Consider the following 14,716-nt stretch of genomic DNA (forward strand, 5'->3'; position numbering starts at 1 on the left):
CTCCCACAGGGGACTGCATTCCAATGTGGGAGCGAGACTGCTCGCGAATGCCGAGCCGCGAAGTAGCAGAAAAAAACCTACCCCGGATGCGCCGCCGCCAACAGCTCTTTGGTGTAGGGATGCTGCGGGTTGTCAAACACGTCGTGACTGGCACCACGCTCGACCACCTGACCGTCCTTGATCACGATCATGTCGTGGGCCAACGCGCGCACCACGGCCAGATCATGGCTGATGAACAGGTAGGTCAAACCGTATTTTTCCTGCAAATCACGGAGCAGGGCGACCACTTGTTTCTGTACGGTGCGATCGAGGGCCGAGGTCGGTTCATCGAGCAGGATCAGTGCGGGTTTGAGCACCAGAGCCCGGGCGATGGCGATGCGTTGGCGCTGGCCACCGGAAAATTCATGCGGGTAGCGATGGCGGCTTTCCGGGTCGAGGCCGACTTCCTTGAGCACGCGAATCACTTGCTTATCACATTCGTTTGCGGTCGACTCGCAATGCACTTCGAGACCTTCGCTGATGATCTGTGCCACCGACATGCGCGGGCTGAGGCTGCCAAACGGGTCCTGAAACACCACCTGCATCTGCCGCCGCCACGGGCGCAATTGCTTTTGATTGAGGCCATCCAGCGCTTCGCCCTGAAAGCGAATGCTGCCCTCGGAATCCAGCAAACGCAGGATCGCCTGACCCAGCGTCGACTTGCCCGAACCGGACTCGCCAACAATGCCCAAGGTCTTGCCGCGCTGAATATTCAGACTGATGCCATCGACAGCGCGCAGGTACTGCTTGCGCCTGAACAACCCGCCGCCGACCTGGAAATCGACGCGCAGGTCAGCGACTTCCAGCACATTTTCACGTTCGTCACGGGGCAGGGCTTCACCTTCCGGCTCTGCGTTCAACAGCACGCAGCTGTAAGGGTGTTTGGGTTCGGTAAACAGGGTTTCGCAGGGCGCCTGCTCGACGATCTCGCCAGCCTTCATCACGCACACCCGCTGCGCGATGCTGCGCACCAGATTGAGATCGTGACTGATCAGCAGCAGCGACATGCCGAGCCGCTGTTGCAGGGACTTGAGCAGCAAGAGAATCTTGCGCTGCACGGTGACATCCAGCGCCGTGGTCGGCTCATCGGCAATCAACAACTCCGGTTCGCAGGCCAGGGCCATGGCGATCATCACCCGTTGCCGTTGCCCGCCAGAGAGCTGATGCGGATAGGCTTTCAACCGCTCCTTGGGCTTTTGAATGCCGACCAGTCCGAGCAATTCCAGAATGCGCTGCTGCGCTTGCTTGCCACCGAGGCCACGGTGCAGCAACAGGGTTTCGCCGATTTGCTTTTCAATGGTGTGCAATGGATTGAGCGAAGTCATCGGCTCCTGAAAGATCATGGCGATGCGATTGCCGCGCAGTTCTCGCAAGACCTTCGGATCAGCACCGAGCAATTCTTGCCCGCGATAGCGGATGCTGCCACGGGTTTGCGCCTCAGTATCGGGCAGCAGCTGCAGGATCGAATGCGCGGTCACCGATTTCCCCGAGCCCGATTCGCCCACCAGTGCCAGGCACTCACCGGGGCGGATATCCAGGCACAGGTCACGCACCACGGTCTGGCCATGGAAGGCGACATTGAGGTTGCGGATTTCAATCAGGTTTTCAGTCATGGTCACGCTTCAGGATCGAGGGTCAAAAGCGTCACGTAACGCTTCGCCGATGAATACCAACAAAGAGAGGATCAGCGCCAGGGTAAAGAACGCGGTCAACCCGAGCCACGGCGCTTGCAGGTTCTGCTTGCCCTGACCGATCAGTTCACCCAGCGAGGCACTGCCGGCCGGCATGCCGAAGCCGAGGAAATCCAGCGCGGTCAGCGTCGAAATGGCCCCGGTCAGAATGAACGGCAGGTAGCTCAGCGTCGCGTTCATTGCGTTGGGCAGGATGTGCCGGAAGATCACCTTGCGGTCAGTCAGGCCCAGGGCGCGTGCGGCTTTGACGTATTCCAGATTGCGCCCGCGCAGGAACTCGGCGCGCACCACGTCCACCAGCGCCAACCAGGAAAACAGCGCCATGATCCCCAGCAGCCACCAGAAATTCGGCTCGACGAACCCGGAAAGGATGATCAGCAGATACAACACCGGCAGCCCCGACCAGACTTCCAGCACGCGCTGTCCGAGCAAGTCGACCCAGCCGCCGTAATAGCCCTGCAACGCGCCGGCGGCGATACCGATCAGCGCGCTGACAAAGGTCAACATCAAGGCAAACAGAATCGACACCCGGGCACCAAAGATGACCCGCGCCAGCACGTCGCGCGCCTGATCGTCGGTGCCCAGCCAATTGACCGAAGTCGGCGGACTCGGCGCCGGTTTGTTCAGGTCATAGTTGGGCGTGTCGTCGCTGAACGGAATCGGCGGGAACAGCAACCAGCCACCGTCCTTGCGTATCAGATTCTGCACGTACTCGCTGCGGTAATCGGCCTGGAACGGCAGTTGCCCGCCGAATTCCTGTTCGGTATGGCGCTTGAACACCGGGAAGTACCATTGGCCCTGATAACTGACCATCAACGGTTTGTCGTTGGCGATCAATTCGCCACCCAGCGTCAGCAGGAACAGGCCGATGAACAGCCACAGCGACCACCAGCCACGACGGTTTTTCTTGAAGCGTTCGAAACGGCGACGACCCAAAGGCGAGAGCTTGAACATCAGGCATTCCTCGCGGCAAAGTCGATACGCGGGTCGACCAGGGTGTAGCAGAGGTCGCCGATCAGTTTTATCAGCAGGCCGAACAGGGTGAAGATGAACAGTGAACCGAACACTACCGGATAGTCGCGCGATACCGCTGCTTCGTAACTCATGCGCCCAAGGCCATCGAGGGAGAAGATCACTTCGATCAGCAGCGAGCCGGCGAAGAACACGCTGATGAACGCCTGAGGTATGCCCGAGACCACCAACAGCATGGCGTTGCGAAACACGTGTCCGTACAGCACGCGGCGTTCGCTCAAGCCTTTGGCGCGAGCCGTTACTACGTACTGTCGGGTGATTTCATTGAGGAACGAGTTTTTTGTAAGGATCGTCAAGGTCGCGAATCCACCGATCACCAGCGCGGTGACCGGCAGCACCAGATGCCAGAAGTAATCGGCGATCTTGCCCAGGGTCGATAGCGATTCGAAGTTGTCCGAAACCAGTCCGCGCACCGGAAACCAGTTCAACGAAGTACCGCCGGCGAATACCACGATCAGGAACATCGCGAACAGAAACGCCGGCATGGCGTAACCGATGATGATCGCCGTGCTGCTCCAGATATCGAAATGGCTGCCGTGGTGCACAGCCTTGCGGATGCCCAGCGGGATCGACACCAGATAGGTGATTAGTGTCGCCCACAGTCCGAGCGAAATGGTCACCGGCATCTTTTCCAGAATCAGGTCGGTAACTGTCGCGCCACGGAAGAAGCTCTTGCCGAAGTCCAGTTGCGCGTAATTCATCAGCATCAGCCACAGGCGCTCGTGGGCCGGTTTGTCGAAGCCGTACTGCTTTTCAATGTCCTTGATCAATTGCGGATCGAGGCCACGGCTGGCGCGCGAAGCGTTGCTCGATGTCTCGCTGGCACCACCGCCAACACCGGCGCCGCCAATGCCTTGCAGGTGGGCGATGGCTTGTTCCACTGGTCCGCCGGGCGCGGCTTGAATGATGACGAAATTGACCAGCAGGATGATCACCAGCGTCGGAATGATCAGCAGCAGGCGCCGCAGTATGTAACCCCACATCAGTGCGGTCCTCCGGGTCGGCCGCGACTGATTTTCTCGGCGGTCATTTGCTGATTGGTCAGCGGCGTGCGGCTGATTTCCCACCAGCTCTCGATGGCTTCGTCATTGCTCGCCTGCACCGTGGGAATGCCGAAGCGGTTCCACCACACGGTCGAGGTGCCCGGCGGGTAATAGTTGGGAATCCAGTAGTAATTCCATTGCAGCACCCGGTCCAGCGCATGGGCGTAATGCAGCATGTCCGACTGAGTAGAGGCGCGGATCAGGCCGTTGATCAAGGTGTCGACCGCCGGGTTTTTCAACACCATGTAATTGTTCGCGCCCGGATCGTTGGCCGCTGCCGAGCCGAAATAGTTGAGCAACTCACCGCCCGGAGAAGTGGTAACGGGGTAGCCGGTGACGATCATGTCGTAGTCGCGACTCATCAGGCGATTGACGTATTGCGAGGCGTCGATGCGACGGATATTCAGCTCGATGCCGATCTGCTTCAGCGTGCGCTTGTAGGGCAACAGCAGGCGGTCCATGCCGTTCTGGCTGACCAGAAAAGTGAAGCTCAGCGGCTCGCCGGCGCCGTTGACCAGTTGATCGCCATCCGGTTTCCAGCCGGCCTGCTCCAGCAGTTGCAGGGCTTGCAACTGCTTGTCACGGATGATGCCGCTGCCGTCGGTCTTCGGCGCCTCGAAGACTTTGCTGAACACTTCCTCAGGCACCTGACCGCGCAGCGGTTCAAGGATTTCCAACTCTTTTGCATCGGGCAACTGCCGGGCGGCGAGATCGGTATTGGAAAAGTAGCTCTGCTGGCGGATATAGACGTTGCGCATCATCTGCCGGTTGCTCCATTCGAAATCCCAGAGCATCGCCAGTGCCTGGCGTACCCGGCGGTCCTGGAACATCGGCTTTTGCAGATTGAACACGAAACCCTGGGCCGATTGCGGCGCTTCAGTGGCGAGGTGGGCCTTCTGCAAACGGCCATCGCTGAGGGCGGGACTGTCGTAGCCGATCGAATAGCCGGTCGCGGAAAACTCGCGGTTGTAGTCGTAGGCGCCACCACGCAGCACCTGACGGGCGACATCGGTGTCGCCGAAATACTCGATACTGAAATGGTCGAAGTTGTACAGGCCGCGACTGACCGGCAGGTCCTTGCCCCACCAGTCGCCATTGCGTTCAAAGGTGATGCTGCGCCCGGAGTCGACCTTGCCAACCCGGTACGGCCCGCTGCCCAGCGGCGGTTCATAACCACCGCCGCTGGCGAAATCGCGGCTCTTCCACCAGTGTTCGGGGAACACCGGCAGGGTCGCGATATCCAGGGGCAGGGTGCGGTTTTCGTTGCTTTTGAAGTCGAAGCGCACGGTCAGTGGCGCCTCGATTTCGACGCCTTTGACGTCGGCAAACTGGGTGCGATAACGCAGGCTGCCCTGGGTCATCAGCAGGTTGTAGGTGTAGCGAACGTCTTCGGCGGTAATCGGTTTGCCATCGGCAAAGCGCGCCTTCGGGTTGATGAAAAAGCGCAGCGACAGGCCGTCTTCCGAGCGTTCCATTTTTTCCGCCACCAGACCGTACACCGTGTAGGGCTCATCCAGCGAGCGCTGGGCCAGTGGCGAATACAGCAGGCCGTCGATCTGCGTGACGCCGATGCCTTTGTCTATATAGGGCAGCAGATGATCGAAGTGGCCGATTTCGATTGCCGAGCGCCGCATCGTCCCACCCTTCGGCGCCTGCGGGTTGGTGTAGTCGAAATGGCCGAAGCCGGCGGGGTATTTGGCCGGTTCGCCGTAAACGGTCAGTGCGTGTTGCGGGGCAGCGGTCGCACCGGCGGCACCCGTGAGCAGGGCGAGGGCGGTGAGCATCAGTGTGGGAAAAACCAGTCGCATCGTCAGCCTTGGAACGCAAAATCGATAAGCGCAAGTTGTACGCGAGCGGCGCGCCACTCGCCAGCCGTATATGTAACCGAAACACAACGGCCCACCAAAGGGTGGGCCGTTGTCAGCAACAGGACGACGAATCAGTCCTGACGGCTGGTGACTTCCAGCAGGTGGTAACCGAACTGGGTCTTCACCGGGCCTTGCACGACGTTGATCGGCGCGCTGAACACCACGGTGTCGAATTCCTTGACCATCTGGCCTGGACCGAACGAACCCAGGTCTCCGCCCTGACGGCTGGATGGGCAGCTGGAGTTGGCTTTGGCGACTTCAGCAAAATCGGCGCCGGCTTCGATCTGAGCCTTGAGTTCGTTGCACTTGTCTTCGCTGGAAACCAGGATGTGGCGGGCAGTGGCTTTGGCCATGGGGAATTCTCCGAACTGTTTCAATAAAAGGTGGAGCGTACCGGAATCAGTCGGTGAATTCTCGGCAAAGTTCCATTCTGATTCCCTGACTCTACTCACAGATCCGCCGCCCGCAGGCGCTGGGCATGCTCGACGTACAGCTCGATAGGGTCCGGCGAAGACGCGTTTACGCCTGGGCTGCGCCGCAAACTAGCCAAGTGATCCATTGGATAATCAGAGCGGACCACTTGGCCGAGATGGCTACTGAAGCGTCCGACGAAACCGTCATTCTGCTGGGGTTCGGTGGTGAAATATTGCGACAGCACCCAGCAGATGCCCTGAACCGGATCCTGCGCTGGCAACGTGGATTGCGGGACAACGCCGCTCCACGAGTAATAGCGCACGCCGTTGACCTGCTCGGCGCCGTGACCGCCCCAAGTCAGTGGCAGCCCCTGTGGAAATTTGTCATTGAATTGACCGACGCCGACCGTGGTCAGTGCGTTGAGTGCGGCCAACGCGTTCTGTGGCAGTGCCACGCTGCCGCTGAGCAGCGACATTAAGTCAGCAAATTGGGTCGCCACGTTTTGAGCGACGGCGTCGGGGAGCTTGCCCGGGATCAGCGCCTTGCGCAGGAAGTCGGCGAGCTCCGAACCATGGTTCGGACCACTGACGGAGGTGACCGAAGCGACTACGTTTGGTGCAAGCGCCGCCGCATAGCGTGCAGCGAGTGCGCCCTGACTGTGTCCTATAAGGTTGACTTTCTTCGCGCCTGTGCCTCGCAGCACACAGGCAATCTGTGACAGCAATTGCTCACCCCTCACTTCATTGTCATGGGTGGCCGAAAGGTGTGGAACAAACAATCGACAGCCAGCCGCTTTCAGCGCGGATTTGACGTCATGGAACAGCTCGAAATGACCGATACGCTCGAACCCGAACAGACCGTGGACCAACAGGATGGGATAACGAGTTGTAGCATTCCGTTGCATGTTCTTACCTTTTTCGTAGAAGTTCATCGGGAAATCACCGAGCCACTCTAAAACACTCATCTCGTTGAAGAAGTACGAAGACGCTTCACGTTGCGTTTGAAAATGGACTAAGAGACGTACGAAGTTTCGGAGAGCTGTGAAATCCGAATCGGAAGTTCATAGGGTCGTTTGTCGTCACAACAGCGCGAACACCCCAGTTGCCTACCTTGTGAGTAGAGGTTGCGCCGTCGTCGCGGTGTATTCGGCTGACATCCAGAACCTGCAAGGAAGTCCTCAATGTAGGTGTCAGTGTCGTCATTCGGGACGGCACGTTTTCCAGGGAGTGGAGACGAAAATGAATAGCCATGAAGTCGAGTTTTACTGGCGGATGCGTCCGTCCGCGGTTGCCGATGTGTCTTTCGATCCTCTGATCGCGCCGACCATTGACGGGCTTGAGGGCAGCGTGCTTGAGCCTTCTCTGGTCAGGGCCATCGTTCGCATTTCTCCTTATGCCAACATGAGCTGTGGCGATCAGCTGGTGCTGTATTGGGAGGGGCTGGATATCGAAGGCTTTGCCTATCAATACGAGAGCGTTCGATTCATCAGCCAGGCCCAGATTGGCAAAGACGTAATCTTCATCATCAAGGGCATGCATGTGGCTGCGCTGGATGGAGGCTCGCTGGAGGTTTACTGGACACTGCAAAGTGCGTCCGCGCCCAAGGCATTGGAATCTGCACGCCTGCAACTGTCTGTGGGCGATATGCGCACGCAATTTTTGGCGCCACAGATCGAAGGCTCGGTAAACGGAGCGCTGGAGCCATCGCGAGTGGCAGAGGGCACCCTGGTGACTCTGCAGCCTTACGCGAGGATGTCGGCGGGTGATCGGGTGATGTTGTCCTGGCACGGCGATACCTCGCCCGAGATCTTTACCGACTCATTGAACGTGGAGGCCTACTCCGTCGCGCAATGCCTGTCGTTCTGGGTGCCGGGTAGCTACATCGAGGCGCATCGCGGTGGCGAGGTGGTGGTCGCCTACCGTGTTGAACAATGCTGGGGAACGATCCGAACGTCGGAGCCTGCGACGGTTTTCATTGGGCCGGCAGTGCGTGCTGAACTGGCCGCGCCGGATATTGTTGGGGCGATCGATGATGTGCTGTCGGTCAAGGACTCGATAGAGGGGGTTGCCATTCTGATCAAAGACCCGCAGGTGCACGAAGACGAGTTGGTCTATCTCAAGTGCGATGGTGAGTTCTTCAGTCATCGCGATGATCTTGAAATCACTCGGGAGACGGCCGGGCAACCGGTGAGTTTCACTGTTCCCCATCGGTTCTGGCGCGAGCACCACGGCACGACGGTGGAGATTGGCTACATCATCGAACGTCTGGACGACATCAGTCAGCAATCTGCCGTGAGGCGGATCAGCGTCGTGGCCTAGACCGGGGCAGTGAGCCCTCCGCGCTCTTGATGGAGCGGGAGGGCAATCTGCGATCAGGCTCTGGCTTGTGCCAGGCGCGTAGCAGCGTCGGTCAACAATTGTTCCGTTGCGCTGAAGCCGAGGCAGCCGTCGGTGATCGATACGCCGTAGCGCAGAGAGCTGCTCAGCGGCTGGCAGCCTTCGAACAGATGGGATTCGAGCATCATGCCAATCAGCGCATGGTTACCATGCAGGCGTTGTTCAAGCACATCGTTGAACACGGCTGGCTGGCGCAGTGGATCCTTGCCGCTGTTGGCATGGCTGCAATCGACCATGATCCGGCTGGGGATCTTCAGTCGGCTGAGCTCGGCGCTGATGTTGGCCACGCTGCTTGCATCGTAGTTCGGCCCTTGATGGCCACCGCGCAGCACGATGTGGGTATCAGCGTTGCCAGCTGTCTGCACGATCGCCGGATGCCCTTGGCTGTCGACGCCGAAGTGCCGATGCGCATGGGCTGCCGAGCGCATGGCGTCGACAGCAACGGCGGCGCCGCCGTCGGTGCCGTTCTTGAAGCCCACCGGCATGTTCAGGCCGCTGGCCATTTCGCGGTGGATTTGCGATTCGGTGGTGCGGGCACCAATGGCCACCCAGCTCAGCAGGTCATCAAAGTAGTTGGCGGCCATGGGTTGCAGGAGTTCGGTAGCGACCGGTAGTCCGAGCCGGATCATTTCCAGCATCAGTTCGCGCGACAGCGTCAGGCCGGTAGCCATGTCGTCAGTGCCGTCCAGATGCGGATCGTAGGCCAGACCTTTCCAGCCGATCGTCGTTCGCGGCTTTTCGACGTAGGCGCGCATGACCAGCAGCATTTCACCGCTGACATCTTCGGCCAGGCGAGCGAGTTTTCTGGCGTATTCGACTGCCGACTGCGGATCATGGATAGAGCAGGGGCCAACGATGACCAGCAGGCGCGGGTCTTCACCGTCGAGGATGGCGCGCACCGCCTGGCGATGGGCAGTGACCTGCTGATGCAGGGAGTGGCTGAGCGGTAATTGCTGTTTGAGCTGCAACGAGCTGGGCAGACGCAGGGTCAGCGCTTCGTTGGCAGAATCGAGGATGGACGGCGGCAAAGCGGAAACTGAAGAGTTCATGTTCGGTCTTCCTGGGCGGATGGCGGGTTTTTCCCGCGCACTCGGCCCTACTGGGGTGTTCGACAAATGGCCGTACTGGCTAGGCGTGTGTGTTTGCCACCTGTAGGTGACCGATCGGAGGCGGCAGGCTGTCCCGAGCGGAGGCTGGTAAATCGCCAGGCGCTAAAGCTGTCGTAACGGTAATAAGTGGCGTAGTTCATGGTGTAAACCTCGAAATGTGGTGTGTCGCTGAAAGTGATGGGCCTGAAAAAACAAAACCCCCGGTCGGGAAGCCGACCGGGGGTTGAGAAATCTCTGGTAGGCGACCCGTTATCATGGGCGCCGTTTGGGTATCAGGCGCGCCAGTGGCTAAACCAATACCCAAAATAAAAGTTGTCTGGAGCGCAGGCGTCGTTCACCCACGCAGCCGCAATCGAGCGCGAGGCGCTGGCGATGCAAGACTGTGAAGGGGCGTTGAACATGGTCTGTCTCCGATGAATGCGCCGAGCTTACTCGACGCTGATACGCGTCAGCAATCAGAAAATGCTATTGCGTGCCGAGCGAAACGGCTATCACTGGCAAACGATCTGGTTAAAGTGCATTTTTACGATTGGAGAGAGCTGAATGAGTTATCGAATTCGGCATGCCACCCATGATGATCTTGCTTTTGCGCGGGACCTGACCTGTCGCAACATGCTGCGTTATTACATTGACCACGATCTGTTGTGGCAGGACGAGGCGTTTGACGCAGGCTGGCAGTATCGTGAGAGCTGGATGATCCTCCAGGATGAACTGCTGATCGGCTTTGTCAGTCTGAGCGAGGATTCGCGGGCGCTGTACATACGCGAATTGCAGATTGATCAGACCTGGCGAGGGCAGGGCGCCGGGTCCTGGGCTATCGATCAGGTTATTGACATGGCCCGTCAGGCGCGACGTCCTGCACTGCGACTGACGGTCTTCGATAACAATCCTGCGCAAGCACTGTATGTCCGCAAAGGACTGCGTATCGTAGGCAGGGATGAGTGTTTCCTCAGAATGCAGCTTGATGTGAGTACAGCTGTGCTCTGAAACCCACAGCCGGCAAGCCCTGAATGATGAATTGAAACTTTTTAAATGCGGCTTTCCGCTAGGTCTGTCTGGCACTTTTTGCTAAGGTGTCCGGCATCCCAATAAGACCATATCGCGAGGTGTCTGCTTGATTAGGGTGCTAGTGGTCGACGACCATGATCTCGTTCGTACAGGCATTACACGGATGCTGGCCGATATCGATGGCCTGCAGGTGGTGGGTCAGGCCGAGTCAGGTGAAGAGTCCCTGATCAAAGCCCGTGAATTGAAGCCTGACGTAGTGCTCATGGACGTCAAGATGCCCGGCATCGGCGGCCTCGAAGCCACACGGAAACTGCTGCGCAGCCACCCGGACATCAAGGTGGTTGCCGTTACGGTGTGCGAGGAAGACCCTTTCCCGACGCGTTTGCTGCAGGCCGGCGCCGCCGGTTACCTGACCAAGGGGGCGGGTCTGCCGGAAATGGTTCAGGCCATTCGGCTGGTTTTCGCCGGGCAGCGTTACATCAGTCCGCAGATCGCTCAGCAGTTGGCGATCAAATCATTTCAGCCAACCAATGATTCGCCGTTCGATGCCTTGTCGGAGCGGGAAATCCAGATTGCCTTGATGATTGTCGGCTGCCAGAAGGTCCAGATCATTTCCGACAAGTTGTGCCTGTCGCCGAAAACCGTGAACACCTACCGCTACCGCATTTTCGAGAAGCTTTCGATCAGCAGCGACGTCGAGCTGACACTGCTCGCGGTGCGTCACGGCATGGTGGATGCCAGCGCCTGACCATGACCGAGACATTTGATTCCAGTGCTTTCCTGTCGACCGTCAGCGGTCGCCCGGGCGTCTATCGCATGTTCGACAGCGAGGCGCGCCTGCTGTATGTCGGCAAGGCGAAAAACCTGAAGAAACGTCTGGCGAGCTACTTTCGCAAGACCGGGCTGGCGCCGAAAACGGCTGCACTGGTAGGGCGTATCGCTCAGGTCGAGACGACCATCACCGCCAACGAAACCGAAGCGCTGCTGCTGGAACAGACGCTGATCAAGGAGTGGCGCCCGCCGTACAACATCCTGCTGCGCGACGATAAATCCTATCCGTACGTGTTTCTCTCCGACGGACAGTTTCCGCGCCTGAGCATCCATCGCGGCGCCAAAAAGGCCAAGGGCAAGTATTTCGGCCCCTATCCGAGTGCCGGCGCCATACGTGAAAGCCTGAGCATCCTGCAAAAAACCTTTTTCGTCCGCCAGTGCGAGGACAGCTATTACAAGAATCGCACCCGTCCGTGCCTGCAATACCAGATCAAACGCTGCAAGGCGCCATGCGTGGGCCTGGTCGAGCCTGACGTCTACGCCGAAGACGTGCGCCACTCGGTGATGTTCCTCGAAGGTCGCAGCCACGCGCTGACCAACGAGCTGTCCACCGCGATGGAAGAGGCAGCGATCAATCTCGAATTCGAACGCGCGGCCGAATTGCGCGACCAGATTGCCTTGCTGCGCCGGGTGCAGGACCAGCAGAGCATGGAAGGCGGAACCGGCGATATCGACGTTATTGCCGCATTCGTCAACCCAGGCGGCGCCTGTGTCCACCTGATCAGCGTGCGCGGCGGGCGCGTGCTCGGCAGCAAGAATTTCTTCCCGCAGGTCGGCATTGAGGAAGACGTTTCCGAGGTCATGGCAGCATTCCTCGGTCAGTACTACATTAGTAGCCCCGAACGCGATCTGCCGAGCGAACTGATCGTCAACGTGGTTCACGAAGACTTCCCGGCGTTGATCGAAGGCATTCATACCTTGCGCGGCCGCGAGTTGGCAATCAGCCATCGAGTGCGCGGCACGCGCGCGCGCTGGCAGCAATTGGCCGTGACTAACGCTGAACAAGCGTTGGGCGCGCGTCTGGCCAACCGTCAGCACACCGCCGCGCGATTCGATGCGCTGGCCGAAGTGCTGAATCTGGATGAACCGCCGCAGCGCCTGGAATGCTATGACATCAGTCATTCCAGCGGCGAAGCCACGGTGGCCTCGTGCGTGGTGTTCGGGCCGGAAGGCGCGATCAAGTCGGATTATCGCCGCTACAACATCGAAGGCGTCACCGCCGGCGACGACTACGCGGCCATGCACCAGGCGCTGACTCGCCGCTTCAGCAAACTCAAGGACGGCGAAGGCAAGTTGCCGGACATTCTGCTGGTCGACGGTGGCAAAGGCCAATTGTCGATGGCCCGGGATGTGCTCAACGAACTGGCCGTACCGGATCTGATCCTGTTGGGCGTCGCCAAAGGTGCTACCCGCAAGGCCGGTTTCGAAACGTTGTATCTGAATGATGCAGCGCACGAGTTCACCTTGCGCGGCGATTCACCTGCCTTGCACTTGATCCAGCAGATCCGCGATGAGGCGCACCGCTTCGCAATTACGGGGCATCGCGCTCGTCGCGGCAAGACCCGCCGAACCTCAACGCTGGAAGGCGTGGCAGGGGTAGGGCCGACCCGCCGCCGTGACCTGTTGAAACATTTTGGTGGATTGCAGGAGCTGTCTCGTGCAAGCATCGAAGAGATCGCCAAAGCCCCGGGGATCAGTAAAAAGCTCGCTGAGTCGATTTATGCGAACCTGCATAGTGAGTAGAATGCCCCTTCACCTCGTAGCCAGTTGTGCCGATGAATATCCCTAATCTGATTACCGTTCTACGCGTCCTGCTCATCCCGATCTTTATTTTGCTGTTCTATCTGCCCTACGAGTGGAGTTACATGGCCTCCGCTTCGGTGTTCGCCTTCGCGGCCGCAACCGACTGGCTCGATGGTTACCTGGCGCGCCGACTGGAGCAGAGCACACCGTTCGGGGCGTTTCTCGATCCGGTCGCCGACAAGCTGATGGTCGCTGTTGCCCTGGTCCTGCTGGTGCAGGAACACGGCAATCTCTGGCTCACACTGCCAGCGGCGGTCATCATCGGTCGCGAGATCGTGATTTCGGCCCTGCGCGAATGGATGGCCGAACTCGGCGCACGAGCGCAGGTAGCCGTTTCCAATCTGGGCAAATGGAAAACCGCTGCGCAGATGCTCGCGCTGGTGATTCTGCTGGCTCATCCAAAGGCATTCAGCTTCTGGGTCGTGCTCGGTTATACGCTGCTGATCGTATCGGCAGGGCTGACCCTGTGGTCGATGGTTCAATACCTTCGCGCCGCCTGGCCGCACCTGAAGACCGATGTCGAAAAGAAATAAAAGTTTTTTGAATCAAGGGGTTGACGGGGCATCTTAATTCTATAGAATGCGCCACACCAAGCGGGAATAGCTCAGTTGGTAGAGCACGACCTTGCCAAGGTCGGGGTCGCGAGTTCGAGTCTCGTTTCCCGCTCCAATTTGTACAGTGTTTGTTGTTGTGCTACTGACAGCAAAGACTTTGAGGCCGAGTAGCAAAATGGTTATGCAGTGGATTGCAAATCCACCTACGCCGGTTCGATTCCGACCTCGGCCTCCACTATCAAAAACCCCGTAGATCAATGATCTACGGGGTTTTTTGTTGTCTGCAGAAAAATGTGGTGCTCACCTGTTTGCGGAGGGTCAATCAGTCAAGCACGATCCGGTCTGGATGTGGCTGGCACCTTCCACCGTGAGATTCGAGAAAAAGATGCAGCCAATGAGCCGCGCGAACAGCGTCAATGTCTCTGCAAGATCGGGGTTGTCAAACAGAACAGCCCTTGAGTCCAGAGCACATAAGGCACCCCAGAGTCTCCCGTCCGGCAGGAAAACAGGCGCGCCTGCGTAGCTTTCAATCGAATATTGCTTCACCACAGGACGTGACGAAAGTCGTCCATCCTGGCTGATTTGTGGAAGGAAGAGGGCTTGCGGATTTCGTCGAAACTCACTGCAAAGGGTGGTTTCCAGATCCAGCGTATCGCCGACATTTATTCCCAGTTCAATCGGATCGTACGCCGAACAAACGATCCACTCTGTTTCAGTGAATTTTGCGATGCCGGCAAAGCGTGTACCGGTCAGACGGGTGACAAGTTGCAGGATATTGGTGGTCGCTTCGATCTCGGCGATCGCCGAGCGCTCCTCTTGGCTTAAAGACGCTTTTAGAACGGTGTCACTCATTTGCATGGAATCAAATCTCCTGATTGCTTGTACATCCCTGAGCACTGCTCTGGTGACGTTCTGTGAGGCGTGATCG

Annotated in this window: 13 protein-coding genes and 2 tRNA genes; 7 read left to right on the top strand and 8 right to left on the bottom strand. The window is 58.6% G+C overall.

Going from position 1 to position 14,716, the window contains the following annotated elements; all coding sequences use genetic code 11:
* Nucleotides 1–77 precede the first annotated feature (77 nt).
* The 6 genes from AC0IXA_RS00320 to AC0IXA_RS00345 form a co-directional block, all read right to left on the bottom strand.
* Entirely contained in the window at nt 78–1,652 is a 1,575-nt protein-coding gene (locus AC0IXA_RS00320; protein ID WP_471811075.1) for an ABC transporter ATP-binding protein, read from the bottom strand.
* Nucleotides 1,653–1,661: 9 nt separating this feature from the next.
* A complete protein-coding gene (locus tag AC0IXA_RS00325) occupies nt 1,662–2,684 on the bottom strand; it encodes an ABC transporter permease (RefSeq protein WP_024012756.1) in 1,023 nt (340 codons plus the stop codon).
* Entirely contained in the window at nt 2,684–3,745 is a 1,062-nt protein-coding gene (locus tag AC0IXA_RS00330) for a microcin C ABC transporter permease YejB (protein ID WP_471811077.1), read from the bottom strand. The genes AC0IXA_RS00325 and AC0IXA_RS00330 overlap by 1 nt, the downstream gene beginning before the upstream one ends.
* Nucleotides 3,745–5,613, bottom strand: coding sequence for an extracellular solute-binding protein (locus AC0IXA_RS00335; RefSeq protein WP_341637669.1), 1,869 nt, complete (start codon nt 5,611–5,613; stop codon nt 3,745–3,747). Before AC0IXA_RS00335 ends, AC0IXA_RS00330 begins: the two co-directional genes overlap by 1 nt.
* A 131-nt stretch (nt 5,614–5,744) precedes the next feature.
* On the bottom strand, nt 5,745–6,026 hold the full coding sequence (locus AC0IXA_RS00340) for a peptidylprolyl isomerase (RefSeq protein ID WP_016774509.1): 282 nt from the start codon (nt 6,024–6,026) through the stop codon (nt 5,745–5,747).
* A 95-nt stretch (nt 6,027–6,121) separates the two neighbouring features.
* Complete coding sequence (locus AC0IXA_RS00345; RefSeq protein ID WP_341638013.1) at nt 6,122–6,991, bottom strand: esterase/lipase family protein; 870 nt, start codon at nt 6,989–6,991, stop codon at nt 6,122–6,124.
* A 334-nt stretch (nt 6,992–7,325) separates the two neighbouring features.
* On the opposite strand from AC0IXA_RS00345, the gene AC0IXA_RS00350 reads away from it, so the two are divergent.
* Nucleotides 7,326–8,405 (top strand): hypothetical protein, encoded by a 1,080-nt coding sequence (locus AC0IXA_RS00350; protein WP_341637668.1) that lies wholly within the window; start codon nt 7,326–7,328, stop codon nt 8,403–8,405.
* Nucleotides 8,406–8,458: 53 nt separating this feature from the next.
* Here AC0IXA_RS00350 and AC0IXA_RS00355 read toward each other — a convergent pair whose 3' ends face one another.
* A complete protein-coding gene (locus tag AC0IXA_RS00355) occupies nt 8,459–9,532 on the bottom strand; it encodes a 3-deoxy-7-phosphoheptulonate synthase (RefSeq protein WP_341637667.1) in 1,074 nt (357 codons plus the stop codon).
* Between the two features lie 603 nt (nt 9,533–10,135).
* Here AC0IXA_RS00355 and AC0IXA_RS00360 point away from each other — a divergent pair.
* The 6 genes from AC0IXA_RS00360 to AC0IXA_RS00385 all read left to right on the top strand — a co-directional run bounded on the left by AC0IXA_RS00360 (nt 10,136) and on the right by AC0IXA_RS00385 (nt 14,023).
* Nucleotides 10,136–10,579 (top strand): GNAT family N-acetyltransferase, encoded by a 444-nt coding sequence (locus AC0IXA_RS00360; protein WP_341637666.1) that lies wholly within the window; start codon nt 10,136–10,138, stop codon nt 10,577–10,579.
* A gap of 127 nt (nt 10,580–10,706) precedes the next feature.
* Nucleotides 10,707–11,348, top strand: coding sequence for a response regulator transcription factor GacA (gacA, locus tag AC0IXA_RS00365; protein WP_024012761.1), 642 nt, complete (start codon nt 10,707–10,709; stop codon nt 11,346–11,348).
* A gap of 2 nt (nt 11,349–11,350) precedes the next feature.
* The gene (uvrC, locus tag AC0IXA_RS00370) at nt 11,351–13,174 is read left to right on the top strand and encodes an excinuclease ABC subunit UvrC (RefSeq protein ID WP_024012762.1); all 1,824 of its coding nucleotides are present in this window, start codon (nt 11,351–11,353) and stop codon (nt 13,172–13,174) included.
* 32 nt (nt 13,175–13,206) lie between these two features.
* The gene (gene pgsA, locus AC0IXA_RS00375; protein WP_016774513.1) at nt 13,207–13,767 is read left to right on the top strand and encodes a CDP-diacylglycerol--glycerol-3-phosphate 3-phosphatidyltransferase; all 561 of its coding nucleotides are present in this window, start codon (nt 13,207–13,209) and stop codon (nt 13,765–13,767) included.
* 60 nt (nt 13,768–13,827) lie between these two features.
* Nucleotides 13,828–13,903, top strand: a tRNA-Gly gene (locus tag AC0IXA_RS00380).
* Between the two features lie 46 nt (nt 13,904–13,949).
* Nucleotides 13,950–14,023: transfer RNA gene (locus AC0IXA_RS00385), tRNA-Cys, on the top strand.
* An 83-nt stretch (nt 14,024–14,106) separates the two neighbouring features.
* Here AC0IXA_RS00385 and AC0IXA_RS00390 read toward each other — a convergent pair.
* Nucleotides 14,107–14,640 (bottom strand): GAF domain-containing protein, encoded by a 534-nt coding sequence (locus AC0IXA_RS00390; protein ID WP_163012213.1) that lies wholly within the window; start codon nt 14,638–14,640, stop codon nt 14,107–14,109.
* Nucleotides 14,641–14,716 lie beyond the last annotated feature (76 nt).

The sequence above is a fragment of the Pseudomonas sp. AC083 genome (assembly GCF_979253165.1).